The following is a 13,693-nucleotide window of genomic DNA, read 5'->3' as shown; positions in this document are numbered from 1 at the left end:
CGCGCGCTACGCCGCCGTCCGGGGGTGAAAAGCGTAGGCGTGCATGCCGATGCTGCCGTGTTCGAAGCCGGCGTGCAGCCGCTCCGTCCGGAACCCCTCGCCAGCCGCACCCACGGCAACCGGCAGCGGCAGGAAGTGCTCGTCCGTCGGGTGGGCGAGGCGGGCCTCGGCGCTCGCCGTCTTCCAGCCGGCGATGGCGTCCGCGTCGCCGGCCTCCAGCGCTTCGTCGAGCCAGCCGGCGAAGCCGTGCGCCCAGGGCGCCGCCACCTCGGATCCCATGCGGAAGTCGCGCAGGTTATGCACCGCGCCGCCGCTGGCCAGCACCAGCACGCCGTCCCGCGCCAGCGGCGCCAGCGCGCGGCCCAGCGCCAAATGGTCGGCCGCACTGGGCCGCGGCTGCACCGAAAGCTGGGCCACGGGAATGTCGGCCTCCGGGTACATCAGCATCAGCGGGACCCACGCGCCGTGGTCCAGCCCCTGGCCGGGATCGATCGCGCAGCCCGGCACCAGCTCCGCAACGCGCGCCGCCAGTTCCGGCGCGCCGGGGGCAGGGTAGTGCAGGCGGTAGAGGTCGTCGGGGAAGCCGTAGAAGTCGTGCACCGTCGCCGGCCGTTCGGCGCCGCTCACGGCCGGGCCGTTCGTCATCCAGTGCGCCGACACCGCCAGCACCGCGCGCGGCCGGCCGATGCGCTTCCCCAGCCCGGCCAGGAAGTCGCGCCCGGCGGACCGCTCCAGGATCAGCGTCGGCGCGCCGTGCGAGACGAAGAGGGTGGGGAAGGGCGTGGTGGACATGGCGGAGCTCCCGAAAAAGGCACCCCATGTATGTCGCAAAGAAAAACCCCGGCGCCAAGGCCGGGGTTCTTCAAGAGACTGTTGCCGATCCGGGAACGATCAAGGCATCCGCAGCTCAGTGCAGGTGCTTGGGCAGTTCCTGGATCGACTGGTCGATCAGCTTGTCCGCCTGGGCCGGCTGGATCCCCGTGGTGAGGATGCGGCGGCTGGCGGCGATGGCGATGTCGACCGTCAGGTTGCGAACCTCCGCCAGGGCGGCGGCCTCGGCCTGGGCGATGCGATCCACGGCCTGGGTCTCGCGGCGCTTGACGGCGGCCTCGAGGTCGCGGGTCGACTGGGCGCGGATGCGCTCGGCCTCCTCGCGGGCGTGGGCGACGATGGACTCGGCTTCCTTCAGGGCGTCGCCCTGGCGGCGCTTGTAGGCTTCGAGCGTCGCCTTGGCGTCCTGGTGGAGGCGGCGGGCCTCGTCCAGTTCGGCGCGGATCTTCTCGGCGCGGGCGTCGAGAAGCCCGCCGATCGCCGCGCTGGCCTTCTTCCAGACGAGCGCCATGAAGATGACGAACGCGATGGCAACCCAGAATTCAGGCGCTTGCAGCATCACCGGCGCTCCTCGATGATGGCGGCCACCGCGGCTTCGGCCTGGGCGGCGTCGATGTCGATGCCGGCCAGCTTGGCGGCGACGTCGCGGGCGATGTCGGCCGCGGCGTCACGGACGTTGGCGACGGCCTCGTCCTTGGCGGACTGGATGCGCGCCTCCGCCGCGCGCAGGCGCTCGGCGATGTCGGCACCGACCTGCGACTGGCGGGCCTGGTTGGCGGCCTCGATCTGGGCCACCGCCTGGGCGATCACCGCCTGCGCCTGGGCGCGGGCGTCGGCCAGGGCGGTTTCCACCTGGGCCATCGCGGCCTCGGCTTCCTCCTTGAGGGCGGCAGCCTTGTTCAGGTCATCGGAGATGGTCTTCTGACGGGCCTCCAGCACCTCGGCCACGACCGGCAGCGCCTTCTTGGAAAGCAGCCAGTACAGGACGATGAACGACAGCGCCAGCCAGAAGATCTGGGTCGGGAAGGTAGCGGGATTCAGCTGCGGCAGGCCGCCGGCGTGCTCAGCACCGTGCTCCGCGGTCGCGGCGAGAACGGCACCGGCGGTCGCGGTGAGCGTGACGAGCGCGCCGCCCGCAACGCCCGACCAGCGGGCCAGCCGTCCCTTCAGCAGGTTCGGCATAGATCGGTCCCCCAAGGCAAAGGTGCGGCGCCGCAACCCGTTATGGGCTCGGCGCCGCGTCAGAGCGAGTGTCGCTGTGAAGCGAGCGTCGCGCGCCTTAGGCGAACAGGATCAGGAACGCGATCAGCAGGGCGAACAGCGCGACGGCTTCCGTCAGCGCGAAGCCCAGAATGCCGATCGGGAACACCTTCGGCTGCACGGCCGGGTTGCGGGCGATCGAGCCGATCAGGGTCGAGAAGATGTTGCCGATGCCCATGCCGACGCCGGCGAGGGCGATGACGGCCAGACCGGCGCCGACGAACTTAGCGGCTTCAGCTTCCATGATACTCAGTCCTCTATCTAAGGGTGAACTTTAGGGATGGTGGTGAAGGGTCCGTCCGGGGCGTCCCGGAGCCGCTTAGTGCAGCTCCAGGGCGTCGCGGATGTACAGGCAGGTCAGGATCGTGAAGACGTAGGCTTGCAGGAACGCGACCAGGAATTCGAAGCCGGTGAGCGCGATGTTGATCGCCACCGGGACCAGGCCGGCCAGGAAGCCGATGCTGCCCAGGCCGCCGATCATCAGCACGGTGAACCCGGCGAACACCTTCAGCATGGTGTGGCCCGCCATCATGTTGGCGAACAGTCGGATCGACAGGCTGACCGGGCGCATCAGATACGAGATCACCTCGATCGGGATCAGGATCGGCGCCAGCGCGATCGGCGCGCCGTGCGGCATGAAGAAGCTGAAGAAGTGCATGCCGTGCTTCATCAGCGCCAGCACGGTCACGAACACGAACACCGTCGCCGCCAGCGTGAAGGTCACGATGATGTGGCTGGTGAAGGTGAAGGTGTACGGGATCATGCCCAGCATGTTGCCGAACAGCACGAACATGAAGATCGAGAAGACGAACGGGAAGTACGGCTTCGCGTCATGGCCGGCGTTGTCGCGCACCATGTTGGCGACGAACTCGTAGAACATCTCGGCCAGCGACTGCAGGCGGCCGGGCACCAGGGCGCGGCTGGCCATGCCGTGCTTCATCACGCCGTAGATCAGCGCCACGGCGATGACCATGAAGAGCGCCGAGTTCGAGAACGACACGTCGTACCCGGCGATCACGAGTTGGACGTAGGGATTGATCTGGAACTGGTGCAGCGGATCCAAGGTCGTCCTCGCTCAATGTCCGTCGCCGTCGGGGCGGCCGTTGTCTTCTTCCCGGCCGTAGCCGGTGGCGTAGCCGAGCCCGGTGAAGGCCCGGTAGACGTTCAGAATGCCGGCCGCGGCGCCCAAAAAAAACATAACCACAAGGCCCCACGGCGCGGTACCAAGCCAGCGGTCGAGCAGATACCCGCCGCCGACGCCGACGATCATGGCGGCCACGAGTTCGACGCCGATGCGCCAGGCGACCCCGATGGGGCCCTGCGGGGCACCGGCGAACCGGCTGGGCCCGGCCTTTTCGGCCTGGGCGTCCCGCGCCTTGCGCAACCGTGCTTCGAGCTCATCCAAGGAGTGGGGGGGCTTCCCGTCGCTCATGTCGCTTCGTGATCCCCCGTTGGCTGGCCGCCACGCGAAAGCGGCGAGACCATACGGACAGGGCACTACCCTGTCAAGAAGCAAAACCTCTGCGGCAAGTGCTTGATAACACTGCCCTTCCACGCCCCGAAACCACGGGTGCTGCGCTGCAACACATTGTTACGCCTAGGGTATTGGGGCCAGCTCAGCCGGCCAGCCGCTTCTTCAGGTCCTCGGCGAGGCGGTCGGGCGTGGTGCCGGCGGGGTAGACGGTGACGAAATTCCCCTGCGGCCCCATCAGGTACAGGAAGCTGGAATGGTCCATCAGATAATCGGGGCTGTCGCCGCTGCCCGGCGCCTTGGCGTAGTAGACGCGGTAGGCCTTGGCGGCGGCGCGCACCTGTTCCGGCGTACCGGTCAGGCCGGTCAGGCGCGGGTGGAACAGCTTCACGTACTCGGCGAGGTGCGCCACGGTGTCGCGCTGCGGGTCGACGGAGATGAAGACCGGCTGCACCTTGTCGGCCAGCGGCCCGATCCGGTCGAGTCCCACCGTCATGGTCGACAGCTCGGTCGGGCAGACGTCCGGGCAGAACGTGTAGCCGAAATAGACCAGCATGTGCCGGCCGCGAAAGTCGGCGTCGGTCACCGCCTTTCCGGTGTGGTCGGTCAGCTGGAACGGGCCGCCGACGGACGCCGTGCCGGAGGTGGCAACGGTCTCGGCGTTCTTCACCTGCCACCAGGCGATGCCGGCGGCGATGGCGAGGCCCGCCAGGGAGGCGAGCGCGATGCGGACGATGCGGGCTTTCATGAGCGCACAATGAAGGCGCTCCCGCGGCCAAGGTCAAGGGGGTGGGCGCGCAGCACCGCTTGACCTGGGCGTGCCAATCGCCACACTCGCTCGCAAAGCTTATGCAGGGAGCGGGGAATGGAGACGTCGACGCAGGGCCGCTGGCAGTTCTGGATCGATCGCGGCGGCACCTTCACCGACATCGTGGCGCGCCGCCCCGACGGCTCGGTGGTCACGCACAAGCTGCTGTCCGAGAACCCCGAGCACTACCGCGACGCCGCCATCCAGGGCATGCGCGACCTCCTGGGCCTGACGCACGGCGAGCGCATCCCCGGCCGGCTGGTCGAGGCGGTGAAGATGGGCACCACCGTCGCCACCAACGCGCTGCTGGAGCGCAAGGGCGAGAAGACGCTGCTGCTGATCACCGAAGGCTTCGCCGACCAGCTGCGCATCGGCTATCAGGCGCGCCCGCACATCTTCGCCCGCCGCATCGTCCTGCCCGAACTGCTGTACGACCGCGTGATCGAGGTGCCGGAGCGGCTGCGCGCCGACGGCACGGTGCTCAAGCCCGTCGACCTGCGCACCGTGCGGCTGCAGCTGGAAACCGCCCGCTCGCACGGCTTCCGCGCCTGCGCCATCGTGCTCATGCACGGCTACCGCCACCCGGACCATGAGAAGCAGGTGGCCTCGCTCGCCCGCTCGCTGGGGTTCGATCAGGTGTCGGTCAGCCACGAGGTCAGCCCGCTGATGAAGATCGTCGGGCGCGGCGACACCACGGTGGTGGACGCCTACCTGTCGCCGATCCTCCACCGCTACGTCCAGCAGGTGGCGGGGGAGCTGGACGGCGTGCGGCTGATGTTCATGCAGTCCAACGGCGGCCTCACCGACGCCCGCTTCTTCCACGGCAAGGACGCCATCCTGTCCGGCCCGGCCGGCGGTGTGGTGGGGGCGGTGCGCACCGCGCGCATGGCCGGCTTCGACCGCGTCATCGGCTTCGACATGGGCGGCACCAGCACCGACGTCTCGCACTACGCCGGGGAGTACGAGCGGGCGTTCGAGACCATGGTGGCCGGCGTGCGCATGCGCGCCCCCATGATGCACATCCACACGGTGGCGGCCGGCGGCGGCTCCGTCTGCACGTTCGACGGCACGCGCTTCCGCGTCGGGCCGGAGAGTGCGGGGGCTAACCCCGGCCCGGCCTGCTACCGGCGCGGCGGGCCGCTCACCGTGACCGACTGCAACGTCATGGTCGGCAAGGTGAACCCCGACTTCTTCCCACGCGTCTTCGGCCCGCAGGGGAACGAGCCGCTGGACGCCGCCGTGGTGCGCGAGAAATTCACCGCACTCGCGGCCGAGATCAAGGCGAAGACCGGCCGCGACCTGTCGCCGCACGACGTGGCCGAGGGCTTCCTGAAGATCGCCGTGGAGAACATGGCGAACGCCATCAAGAAGATTTCGGTCCAGCGCGGCTACGACGTCACCCGCTACACGCTGAACTGCTTCGGCGGGGCGGGCGGGCAGCACGCCTGCCTGGTCGCCGACGCGCTGGGCATGACCAAGGTGTTCGTCCACCCGCACGCCGGCGTCCTGTCCGCCTACGGCATCGGCCTCGCCGACACGGTGGCGATCCGCGAGCGCGCGGTGGAGGCGCGGCTCGACGAGTCGATCATGCCGGCGCTGGCCAAGGCGCTCGACGCGCTGGCCGAGGAGGGGCGGGCGGAGCTGCTGCGCCAGGGCGTGGAGCCCGCGCGCATTGCCGTGCTGCGCAAGGCGCATCTGAAGGTGGAGGGGTCGGACACCCCGCTGGTCGTCGACTTCGCCGCGCGCGATTCCATGGCCGCGGCGTTCGAGGCGGCGCACCGCCAGCGCTATGGCTTCATGATGGCCGGCAAGCCGCTGGTGGTGGAGGCGGTGTCGGTGGAGGCCGTCGGCCACACCGACGCGGCGGACGATCCCGACGCGCCGGGCCAGACCACCAGCGCGCTGCCGCGCCGCCTCGCCACCGTCGCCGTGCACACCGGCGGCAAGGCGCACCAGGCGCCGGTCTACGACCGCGACCAGCTGGTGCCCGGCAACCGCATCATGGGCCCCGCCGTCATCAAGGAGAAGATCGCCACCACGGTGGTCGAGCCCGGCTGGATGGCCGAGGTGACGCGCAAGAACCACGTCGTGCTGACCCGGATCGAGGCGCGGCCGGCGCGCGTCGCCATCGGCACGGAGGCCGACCCGGTGATGCTGGAGGTGTTCAACAACCTCTTCATGTCGATCGCCGAGCAGATGGGCTTCACGCTGGAGAAGACCGCCTATTCGGTGAACATCAAGGAACGGCTGGATTTCTCCTGCGCGCTGTTCGACCGCGACGGCGGCCTCATCGCCAACGCGCCGCACATGCCCGTGCACCTGGGATCGATGGGCGAGAGCGTGCGCGCCATCATCGACCGCCGCCGGGGCACCATGAACCCCGGCGACGTCTTCGTCCTCAACGACCCCTACCACGGCGGCACGCACCTGCCGGACATCACCGTCGTCACCCCGGTGTTCGACGACAAGGGGGTGGAGGTTCTGTTCTACGTGGCCTCCCGCGGCCACCACGCCGACATCGGCGGCGCCACCCCCGGCTCCATGCCGCCGGACAGCACCACGATCGACCAGGAAGGCGTGCTGATCGACAATTTCCAGCTGGTCGAGGGCGGCCGCTTCCGCGAGGCGGAGGTGGTGGAGCTGCTGACCGCCGGCCCGCACCCCGTGCGCAACGTCCAGCAGAACCTGGGCGACCTGAAGGCGCAGATCGCCGCCAACGAGAAGGGTGCCCAAGAGCTGAAGCGCATGGTCGGCCAGTTCGGGCTGGACACCGTGCGCGCCTACATGACGCACGTCCAGGACAACGCCGAGGAGCAGGTCCGCCGCGTCATCGACGTGCTGACCGACGGCACCTTCGAACAGCCGCTGGACAACGGCGCGGTGATCCGCGTGAAGATCTCCATCGACAAGGCGAAGCGCTCGGCCCGCGTCGACTTCACCGGCACCAGCCCGCAGCTGGACAGCAACTTCAACGCCCCCTCGGCGGTGTGCCGGGCGGCGGTGCTCTACGTCTTCCGCACGCTGGTGGACGACGACATCCCGATGAACGAGGGCTGCCTGAAGCCCATCGAGATCCACATCCCCCAGGGCAGCATGCTGCGCCCCAACCCGCCCGCCGCCGTGGTGGCCGGCAACGTCGAGACGTCGCAGTGCATCACCGACGCGCTGTACGGCGCGCTCGGCGTCATGGCGGCGGCGCAGGGGACGATGAACAACTTCACCTTCGGCAACGAGCGCTACCAGTACTACGAGACGATCTGCGGCGGCTCCGGCGCCGGGCCGGGCTTCGACGGGACGAGTGCGGTGCACACGCACATGACCAACTCCCGCCTCACCGATCCGGAGGTGCTGGAGTGGCGCTTCCCGGTGCTGGTGGAGGAGTTCCGCATCCGCCGCGGCTCCGGCGGCACGGGCAAGTGGCGGGGCGGCGACGGCGCGGTGCGCCGCGTGCGCTTCCTGGAACCGATGACGGCGGCGATCCTCGCCAACCACCGCCGGGTGCCGCCCTTCGGCCTGAAGGGCGGGGCGCCGGGTCAGGTCGGCCGTACCATCGTGCACCGCGGCGACGGCTCGATCCAGGAGCTGGGGCCGACCGACAAGGCGGCCATGGACGCCGGCGACGTGTTCGTCATCGAAACGCCGGGCGGCGGCGGCTACGGCCGGGTCGGGGGCTGAGCGGCCCCGCCCGGCCCCCCGCCCGGCCAGCGGGCGCTAATGCGTGGCGCGGCGGTCGGCGACGGCCGCCGGGCTGGACATGGGCGCCGGCCGCATAGGGACCCGGCCGTCCACGGCGGCCGGCTTCGCGGCCTGGGTCCGGTAATGCTCGGCCACGAAGATGCGCAGCAGGGACGAGGTGCTGACCGCCTTGTCCCGGATGGGCGCATGCTCCCGCTCGACGGCGGCGATCAGCTGCGTGGTCCGCATGCCGCGCTCCCGCGCGATCCGGTCCAGGGCGTCCCAGTAGAAGCGTTCCAGCGACAGCGAGCTCCGGTTGCCGCCGAGTTGCACATTGCGCAGGACCCGCTCGAACGCATCCGGTTTCATGTTGGCCTCCAATCGCTCGCTTCGCATACTGGGATGCGCAGACTAAGGGGCCGTGATAATGTCCAACCCCAGAGTTTCCGGTGCGCGAAGACTTTCTACCCGGCCGGTTTCGGGTTTGGTATTGGCTTGATATGACAGCATTTTAGGCAAACGCATGGTAATGTCCTGGCCGTCGCTGCTGCGAACCGCACGCCGGATGGTGCGGCTGACGCAAGAGGATTTCGCCGCCGACCTGGGGCGCAGCCAGTCGACGGTGGCGCTGTGGGAGACGGGGCGGCGGCCCGTCCCGCCCGCCGTGCGGCGCCGCGTGCTGGACATCCTGGCCGGCTACTACCACCGTCAGCCGACCTACGGCACGCTGGTGGCGCGCGCGGCGGCGGCGCTGAACCCCGTGACGCTGTACCGGCAGGGGATGATCGTGCAGGCGGCCAACCCGGCGATGCTGGGCATCTGGCGCAAGCGCGGGCTGGACCTCGTCGGTGCCCCGATCATTCCGCTGTACCGGACCAATCTGCGGGCGTTCGAGGTGGCGGAAAGCCACATCCTGCCGATGCTGGACGGCACGTCCCAGGTGCTGTCCGTTTCCTTCTACGACCGGTCGCTGATGGATCCGCAGTTCGTGATCCGCCGTACGGCGACGGTGCATACCGTCGGCGAGGGACGTCTGGTGGCCTTGGCCGACTGTTTCATCCACGAGGCGCCCGGTACGGATCTGCCGGTCGCGGATCTGCGGATCGTCACCAGGGACGATGTCTCGGACGCCGCGGCCGATGGAACGCCGCTGGTTCCGGATGGCCGGGACTTGGCGACGGCATGGCCAGGGATGGGCGCATGACGATTTCCTGGCCGTCCCTGCTGCGCACCGCGCGCCGCCTGGTCCGGCTGACGCAAGAGGATTTCGCCGCCGACCTCGGGCGCAGCCAGTCGACGGTGGCGCTGTGGGAGACGGGACGGCGGCCCGTCCCGCCCGCCGTGCGGCGCCGGGTGCTGGACATCCTGGCCGGCTACTACCACCGGCAGCCGACGTACGAGACGCTGGTGGCGCAGGCGGCCGCCGCGCAGAACCCGGTGACGCTGTACCGGCAGGGCATGTTCGTCCAGGCGGCCAACCCCACGATCTCGGCCGCGTGGAAGGACCACCGGCTGGACATGATCGGCGCCTGCATCCTGCCCCTCTATCGGGCCGAGTTGCACGTGCTCGAAATGGCCAGCTCCTACTTCGCGGCAATGCTGGACGGCAGGTCGGAGGTGCTGTCGCTTTCCTTCAACGACCGGTCGGTGATGATGCCGCAATTCCTCGTCCGGCGCACGGTCACGGTGTACCCGCTCGGCGAAGGGCGGCTGCTGCGGCTTGACGACCGCTTCATCGGCGAAGCGCCGGGCACCGCCCTGCCGCCGGCCGACCTGCGGATCCTCACAGCCGACGATGTGTCGGACGCGTCTTCCGATCGGCCGGGGGCTGCAACGGCGAATTGAGTTGAATTGTATCCATCCCTCGCTCACCATACGTGACTATGCGTTTGGGGGTATACCGCAGCATGCGAGCGGGGGAACGGCGGCCGGTGCGCTGGACGATCAAGGGGGCTGTGGTTCTGGCCGGCCTCGCGCTGGGCGCCTGCTCCTACAGCTACACGGACGAGGCGGGCAACCGCCGGATCATCGGCATCGTCGACATGACCGTGGCTCCGGCGCCCGCCGGTTCGCCGGTCGCCGGATCGGTGGTGGACGTCACCACCCTCGGCGTGGCCGTCGCGCGCAACGGGCAGGGCGGGCACCTCTCCATCGGCTACACGCGCGACACCGTGGCGGTGCTGAACGACGACGCGTTGGTGGCCGGCAATCCATTGGCGGCAAGGACATTGACGGTGCGGCCGGGGGACGGCGCACCGGTCGACACGAAGGGGGATGCGGGGGAATGAAGCTCAGGGGAGTTCTGATCGGGGCCGGCGCGCTGGCCGCCGCGCTGATGGGGGCCGGCTGTTCGTCGCCGGACCGGGCGGTGTTCGTCACCTCCACCAACATCGGCATCAACGCCGACGCCACCTCGCGCGTCGTCAACCTGGGCTACGACCGCACGGAAGGCTTCGTCGGCCCGGATTACGTGGACACCGGCGCCGCCCCGCCCGCGGTCGGCTACATCGAATCGAACCTCGAGGTGTTCGCGCCGAAGATCAAGCAGGTCTACGCCACCGGCAAGGCGGCCGACATCGTCACCCGCGCCGACGCCTCCAGCGTCGTGGTGCAGCCGGACGACTACACCGGCGAGCGCCGGATCATGGCCTTCGGCACCTCCAGCAACGTCGGCCTGAAGCTCGGCTTCGCCACCTCCACCGGCGTGCCGGACAGCATCAGCTTCGGCTACAAGCGCAACGAGGCGTCGGTCATCCCCTTCCGCCCCGGCGATCCCACCACCGGCCAGCCGGACCAGTACGCCTCCGTCCTGGCGTCGGTCGACATGGACCAGTCCGCGACCACGCTGCCCGCGTCGAAGCTGCGCATGACGCAGTTCGTCGCCACCGGCGTGGCCGCGCAGAACCTCGCCAAGAACGGCGCCATCCAGGGGATCTTCAAGAACAAGGCCAGCTCCGCCCTGTCGCTGGGCGAGCAGGACGCCCAGCAGACGCAGGCCGGCACCACCTCCTTCGCCGACTGCGTCAGCAGCGGCGGGCAGCTGAACGTGGCGCGTCTCAACTCCGTCCTCGACCAGGCGCTGTCGGCCAACGTGATCCAGCCGACCAACGTCGGGCTGCTGCGCCAGGCGCCCACCGCGGCGGAGCTGAAGAGCCGCCTGGGCGGGGCGCTGCAGAGCGAGGCGGCGTCGCTCGGCACCTACGTCAAGAACAACCCGACGCTGTGCAATTCGTGAGGAGAGGCGCCGATGTCCGGCAACGTCAGAGTTGAGAAGTGCCCGAGCGAGGACGCCGCGTCGCGCCGCAAGGCCGCCCTGGAGGCGGACGGCTTCACCGTGGCGATGGCCCCGGATTCCGCCTGCGTCGTGACCATCGACGTCAACGCCGACGGCACGCTGCCGGCCACCCCGGCGGTCTCGCTGGTGGAGGCCGCCTGGATCCTGATGGCGATTCGCGAGACCTGATCCCCTCCATCGGTCCGGCGCACGGTATCTTGCGTGGGGGGTGGGCGTTTCTGCCGCGTTGACGGTCGTTCGTTGCGTGGCCGATAGTCCGGCGATGAAGAACACGGACCCCGCCCTCGACGAAATCCTCGGCAACCTCCGCGTCCTGTTCGAGGCGGAGAAGGAGATCGCCGAGGAAACGCGCGCGCTGGAAGCCCGCATGGACCGTTCCCAGGCCGACCATGGCGACCTGAAGGCGCAGCTCGGCCGGCTGGAGGCGCTGCTGAGCGACGTGCTGGCCGGCCAGGGCGAGCTGCGCGCCCGCCTCGACGCGCTGGAGGCGCAGCGGCGCGACCTCGGCCGGCTGGAAGACCTGGTGCTGCGTCTCGTCGCCCGCCTGCCGCTGGCCGGCCTCGACGTCCGCCCGCCCACCGATCCGGTGAACTGACGCGCATCTCCCATGCTTGCCTTGCCCTTCGCCGACGCTTAGCTTGCTGGTACTACAAACCAGACAAAAAGCACCGGAGGGTTCGTCCATGTCCGCCGTTTCCGCCCCGCCCCGCGCCGCCGCGCCCGAAGAGGCCATTGCCGAGCTGCGCGCCCTGCTGGGCGACCGCCTGAGCACGTCGGGCGCCGTGCGCGAGCATCACGGCAAGGACGAATCCTACCACCCCGTCGTCCCCCCCGACGCCGTCGCCTTCGCCCTGTCGACCGAGGAGGTCAGCGCCATCGTCAAGGTGTGCGCCAAGCACAAGGTGCCGGTCATCCCCTTCGGCACCGGCACCTCGCTGGAGGGCGGCGTGGCGGCGCTGCACGGCGGCGTCACCATCGACGTGTCCGGCATGCGCGAGATCCTGCGCGTGTCGCCGGAGGACCTGGACGTGACCGTGCAGGCCGGCGTGACCCGCAAGCAGCTGAACGAGCACCTGCGCGACACCGGCCTGTTCTTTCCCATCGACCCCGGTGCGGATGCCTCGCTGGGCGGCATGACGGCGACGCGGGCCAGCGGCACCAACGCCGTGCGCTACGGCACCATGCGCGAGAACGTGCTGGGCCTCACCGTCGTGCTGGCCGACGGCCGCATCATCAAGACCGGCGGGCGGGCGCGCAAGTCGGCCGCCGGCTACGACCTGACGCGCCTCTTCGTCGGCTCCGAGGGCACGCTGGGCGTCATCACCGAGGTGACGCTGCGCCTCTACGGCATTCCGGAGGCCATGTCGGCCGCCGTCTGCCCGTTCGAGACGGTGCAGGGCGCCGTGGACACGGTGATCCAGACCATCCAGGCCGGCATCCCGGTGGCGCGCGTGGAGTTCCTGGACGACGTGCAGATGGACGCCATCAACCGCCATTCCAAGATGAACATGGCGGTGCGCCCGACCCTGTTCTTCGAGTTCCACGGCACCACCGCCGGCGTGAAGGAGCAGGCGGAGATGGTGGGCGCCATCGCCCGCGAGAACGGCGGCACCGATTTCGACTGGGCGACCCGTCCGGAGGACCGCAACAAGCTGTGGGCGGCCCGCCACGACGCCTACTACGCCGCACTGGCGCTGCGCCCCGGCTCCAAGGGCTGGCCGACCGACGTGTGCGTGCCGATCTCGCGCCTCGCCGACGCCATCATCGAGACCAAGGCGGACATCGCCGCCTCGCACCTGATCTCGCCCGTGGTCGGGCACGTGGGCGACGGCAACTTCCACCTCGTGTTCCTGGTCGACCCCGACAAGCCCGAGGACATGGCCGAGGCCCAGCGCCTGAACGACCGCCTTGTCGAGCGCGCGCTGGCGATGGGCGGCACCTGCACCGGCGAGCACGGCATCGGCTACGGCAAGATGGCCTTCCTGGAACAGGAAGCCGGCGACGCCCTGTTCGCCATGGCCGCCGTGAAGAAGGCCCTGGACCCCGACAACATCATGAACCCGGGGAAGGTGGTTCGGGTGTAAGCTTTTCTCTCTCCCCCGCCTCCGGCGGGGGCGTTGAGCCGGTGCCGCAGGCAACGAGCGCCGAAGGCGATCGTAGGCGAAACGCGGTCGCGAGACTTGCGAGCGACCGTGGAAGGGGCCCACGAAGTGGGAGGGCTATCGCATGTAAGCAAAGAGTTCGAAGAAGAATTCTTCGCTTATCATGGCCCTGAACATTTTCAGGCTCATTGACCGGTCCAACGGGTGCGCCCGCAAGATGTTCTGAGCCAAGCGCCGGATGACCGCAAGGT

Annotated in this window: 16 protein-coding genes; 8 read left to right on the top strand and 8 right to left on the bottom strand. The window is 69.5% G+C overall.

Annotated features, from left to right (window positions below; genetic code table 11):
• Positions 1-6: 6 nt before the first annotated feature.
• The 7 genes from VED21_RS03395 to VED21_RS03365 all read right to left on the bottom strand — a co-directional run bounded on the left by VED21_RS03395 (position 7) and on the right by VED21_RS03365 (position 4,310).
• Positions 7-792: a class III extradiol ring-cleavage dioxygenase gene (locus VED21_RS03395; RefSeq protein WP_324880900.1), complete on the bottom strand. Its 786-nt coding sequence runs from the start codon at positions 790-792 to the stop codon at positions 7-9.
• Between the two features lie 115 nt (positions 793-907).
• A complete protein-coding gene (locus tag VED21_RS03390; RefSeq protein ID WP_324880899.1) occupies positions 908-1,390 on the bottom strand; it encodes a F0F1 ATP synthase subunit B in 483 nt (160 codons plus the stop codon).
• Positions 1,390-2,013 carry an ATPase gene (locus VED21_RS03385; protein ID WP_324880898.1) on the bottom strand — a complete coding sequence of 208 codons (624 nt, stop codon included), beginning with the start codon at positions 2,011-2,013 and terminating at the stop codon, positions 1,390-1,392. Before VED21_RS03385 ends, VED21_RS03390 begins: the two co-directional genes overlap by 1 nt.
• Before the next feature lie 97 nt (positions 2,014-2,110).
• Positions 2,111-2,335 (bottom strand): ATP synthase subunit C family protein, encoded by a 225-nt coding sequence (locus tag VED21_RS03380; protein WP_109120341.1) that lies wholly within the window; start codon positions 2,333-2,335, stop codon positions 2,111-2,113.
• A 75-nt stretch (positions 2,336-2,410) separates the two neighbouring features.
• Positions 2,411-3,154 carry a F0F1 ATP synthase subunit A gene (locus VED21_RS03375; RefSeq protein ID WP_324880897.1) on the bottom strand — a complete coding sequence of 248 codons (744 nt, stop codon included), beginning with the start codon at positions 3,152-3,154 and terminating at the stop codon, positions 2,411-2,413.
• A 12-nt stretch (positions 3,155-3,166) separates the two neighbouring features.
• Positions 3,167-3,523, bottom strand: coding sequence for an AtpZ/AtpI family protein (locus tag VED21_RS03370; RefSeq protein WP_324880896.1), 357 nt, complete (start codon positions 3,521-3,523; stop codon positions 3,167-3,169).
• Positions 3,524-3,707: 184 nt separating this feature from the next.
• Positions 3,708-4,310 carry an SCO family protein gene (locus VED21_RS03365; RefSeq protein WP_324880895.1) on the bottom strand — a complete coding sequence of 201 codons (603 nt, stop codon included), beginning with the start codon at positions 4,308-4,310 and terminating at the stop codon, positions 3,708-3,710.
• Between the two features lie 117 nt (positions 4,311-4,427).
• On the opposite strand from VED21_RS03365, the gene VED21_RS03360 reads away from it, so the two are divergent.
• Positions 4,428-8,045, top strand: coding sequence for a hydantoinase B/oxoprolinase family protein (locus VED21_RS03360; protein ID WP_324880894.1), 3,618 nt, complete (start codon positions 4,428-4,430; stop codon positions 8,043-8,045).
• 36 nt (positions 8,046-8,081) lie between these two features.
• Here the strand turns inward: VED21_RS03360 and VED21_RS03355 are convergent, their stop codons facing one another.
• Complete coding sequence (locus VED21_RS03355; RefSeq protein ID WP_324880893.1) at positions 8,082-8,414, bottom strand: ribbon-helix-helix domain-containing protein; 333 nt, start codon at positions 8,412-8,414, stop codon at positions 8,082-8,084.
• Between the two features lie 154 nt (positions 8,415-8,568).
• On the opposite strand from VED21_RS03355, the gene VED21_RS03350 reads away from it, so the two are divergent.
• The 7 genes from VED21_RS03350 (at position 8,569) to VED21_RS03320 (ending at position 13,424) form a co-directional block, all read left to right on the top strand.
• Positions 8,569-9,249 carry a helix-turn-helix domain-containing protein gene (locus VED21_RS03350; RefSeq protein WP_324880892.1) on the top strand — a complete coding sequence of 227 codons (681 nt, stop codon included), beginning with the start codon at positions 8,569-8,571 and terminating at the stop codon, positions 9,247-9,249.
• Positions 9,246-9,890, top strand: coding sequence for a helix-turn-helix transcriptional regulator (locus tag VED21_RS03345; protein ID WP_324880891.1), 645 nt, complete (start codon positions 9,246-9,248; stop codon positions 9,888-9,890). Before VED21_RS03350 ends, VED21_RS03345 begins: the two co-directional genes overlap by 4 nt.
• A gap of 62 nt (positions 9,891-9,952) precedes the next feature.
• The gene (locus VED21_RS03340) at positions 9,953-10,333 is read left to right on the top strand and encodes a hypothetical protein (RefSeq protein ID WP_324880890.1); all 381 of its coding nucleotides are present in this window, start codon (positions 9,953-9,955) and stop codon (positions 10,331-10,333) included.
• Positions 10,330-11,280, top strand: a complete 951-nt coding sequence (locus VED21_RS03335; protein ID WP_324880889.1) for a hypothetical protein — start codon at positions 10,330-10,332, stop codon at positions 11,278-11,280. Before VED21_RS03340 ends, VED21_RS03335 begins: the two co-directional genes overlap by 4 nt.
• 12 nt (positions 11,281-11,292) lie before the next feature.
• Positions 11,293-11,508, top strand: a complete 216-nt coding sequence (locus tag VED21_RS03330) for a hypothetical protein (protein ID WP_324880888.1) — start codon at positions 11,293-11,295, stop codon at positions 11,506-11,508.
• Positions 11,509-11,602: 94 nt separating this feature from the next.
• Positions 11,603-11,935, top strand: coding sequence for a hypothetical protein (locus VED21_RS03325; RefSeq protein ID WP_324880887.1), 333 nt, complete (start codon positions 11,603-11,605; stop codon positions 11,933-11,935).
• An 88-nt stretch (positions 11,936-12,023) separates the two neighbouring features.
• Positions 12,024-13,424, top strand: coding sequence for an FAD-linked oxidase C-terminal domain-containing protein (locus VED21_RS03320; protein WP_324880886.1), 1,401 nt, complete (start codon positions 12,024-12,026; stop codon positions 13,422-13,424).
• The last annotated feature ends 269 nt before the right edge of the window (positions 13,425-13,693 follow it).

The organism is Azospirillum sp. (assembly GCF_035627195.1).
Classification (GTDB): domain Bacteria; phylum Pseudomonadota; class Alphaproteobacteria; order Azospirillales; family Azospirillaceae; genus Azospirillum.
The sequence above is the reverse complement of the archived record's forward strand: the minus strand, read 5'-3'. Positions and strand labels throughout refer to the sequence as shown.

What these genes read in the sequence shown, in the direction of transcription:
- VED21_RS03370 (WP_324880896.1), bottom strand. Translation starts at nt 3,523, where the DNA reads ATGAGCGACGGGAAGCCCCCCCACTCCTTGGATGAGCTCGAAGCACGG.
- VED21_RS03325 (WP_324880887.1), top strand. Translation starts at nt 11,603, where the DNA reads ATGAAGAACACGGACCCCGCCCTCGACGAAATCCTCGGCAACCTCCGC.
- VED21_RS03340 (WP_324880890.1), top strand. Translation starts at nt 9,953, where the DNA reads ATGCGAGCGGGGGAACGGCGGCCGGTGCGCTGGACGATCAAGGGGGCT.
- VED21_RS03335 (WP_324880889.1), top strand. Translation starts at nt 10,330, where the DNA reads ATGAAGCTCAGGGGAGTTCTGATCGGGGCCGGCGCGCTGGCCGCCGCG.
- VED21_RS03320 (WP_324880886.1), top strand. Translation starts at nt 12,024, where the DNA reads ATGTCCGCCGTTTCCGCCCCGCCCCGCGCCGCCGCGCCCGAAGAGGCC.
- VED21_RS03390 (WP_324880899.1), bottom strand. Translation starts at nt 1,390, where the DNA reads ATGCTGCAAGCGCCTGAATTCTGGGTTGCCATCGCGTTCGTCATCTTC.
- VED21_RS03330 (WP_324880888.1), top strand. Translation starts at nt 11,293, where the DNA reads ATGTCCGGCAACGTCAGAGTTGAGAAGTGCCCGAGCGAGGACGCCGCG.
- VED21_RS03355 (WP_324880893.1), bottom strand. Translation starts at nt 8,414, where the DNA reads ATGAAACCGGATGCGTTCGAGCGGGTCCTGCGCAATGTGCAACTCGGC.
- VED21_RS03360 (WP_324880894.1), top strand. Translation starts at nt 4,428, where the DNA reads ATGGAGACGTCGACGCAGGGCCGCTGGCAGTTCTGGATCGATCGCGGC.
- VED21_RS03345 (WP_324880891.1), top strand. Translation starts at nt 9,246, where the DNA reads ATGACGATTTCCTGGCCGTCCCTGCTGCGCACCGCGCGCCGCCTGGTC.
- VED21_RS03385 (WP_324880898.1), bottom strand. Translation starts at nt 2,013, where the DNA reads ATGCCGAACCTGCTGAAGGGACGGCTGGCCCGCTGGTCGGGCGTTGCG.
- VED21_RS03350 (WP_324880892.1), top strand. Translation starts at nt 8,569, where the DNA reads ATGGTAATGTCCTGGCCGTCGCTGCTGCGAACCGCACGCCGGATGGTG.
- VED21_RS03365 (WP_324880895.1), bottom strand. Translation starts at nt 4,310, where the DNA reads ATGAAAGCCCGCATCGTCCGCATCGCGCTCGCCTCCCTGGCGGGCCTC.
- VED21_RS03380 (WP_109120341.1), bottom strand. Translation starts at nt 2,335, where the DNA reads ATGGAAGCTGAAGCCGCTAAGTTCGTCGGCGCCGGTCTGGCCGTCATC.
- VED21_RS03395 (WP_324880900.1), bottom strand. Translation starts at nt 792, where the DNA reads ATGTCCACCACGCCCTTCCCCACCCTCTTCGTCTCGCACGGCGCGCCG.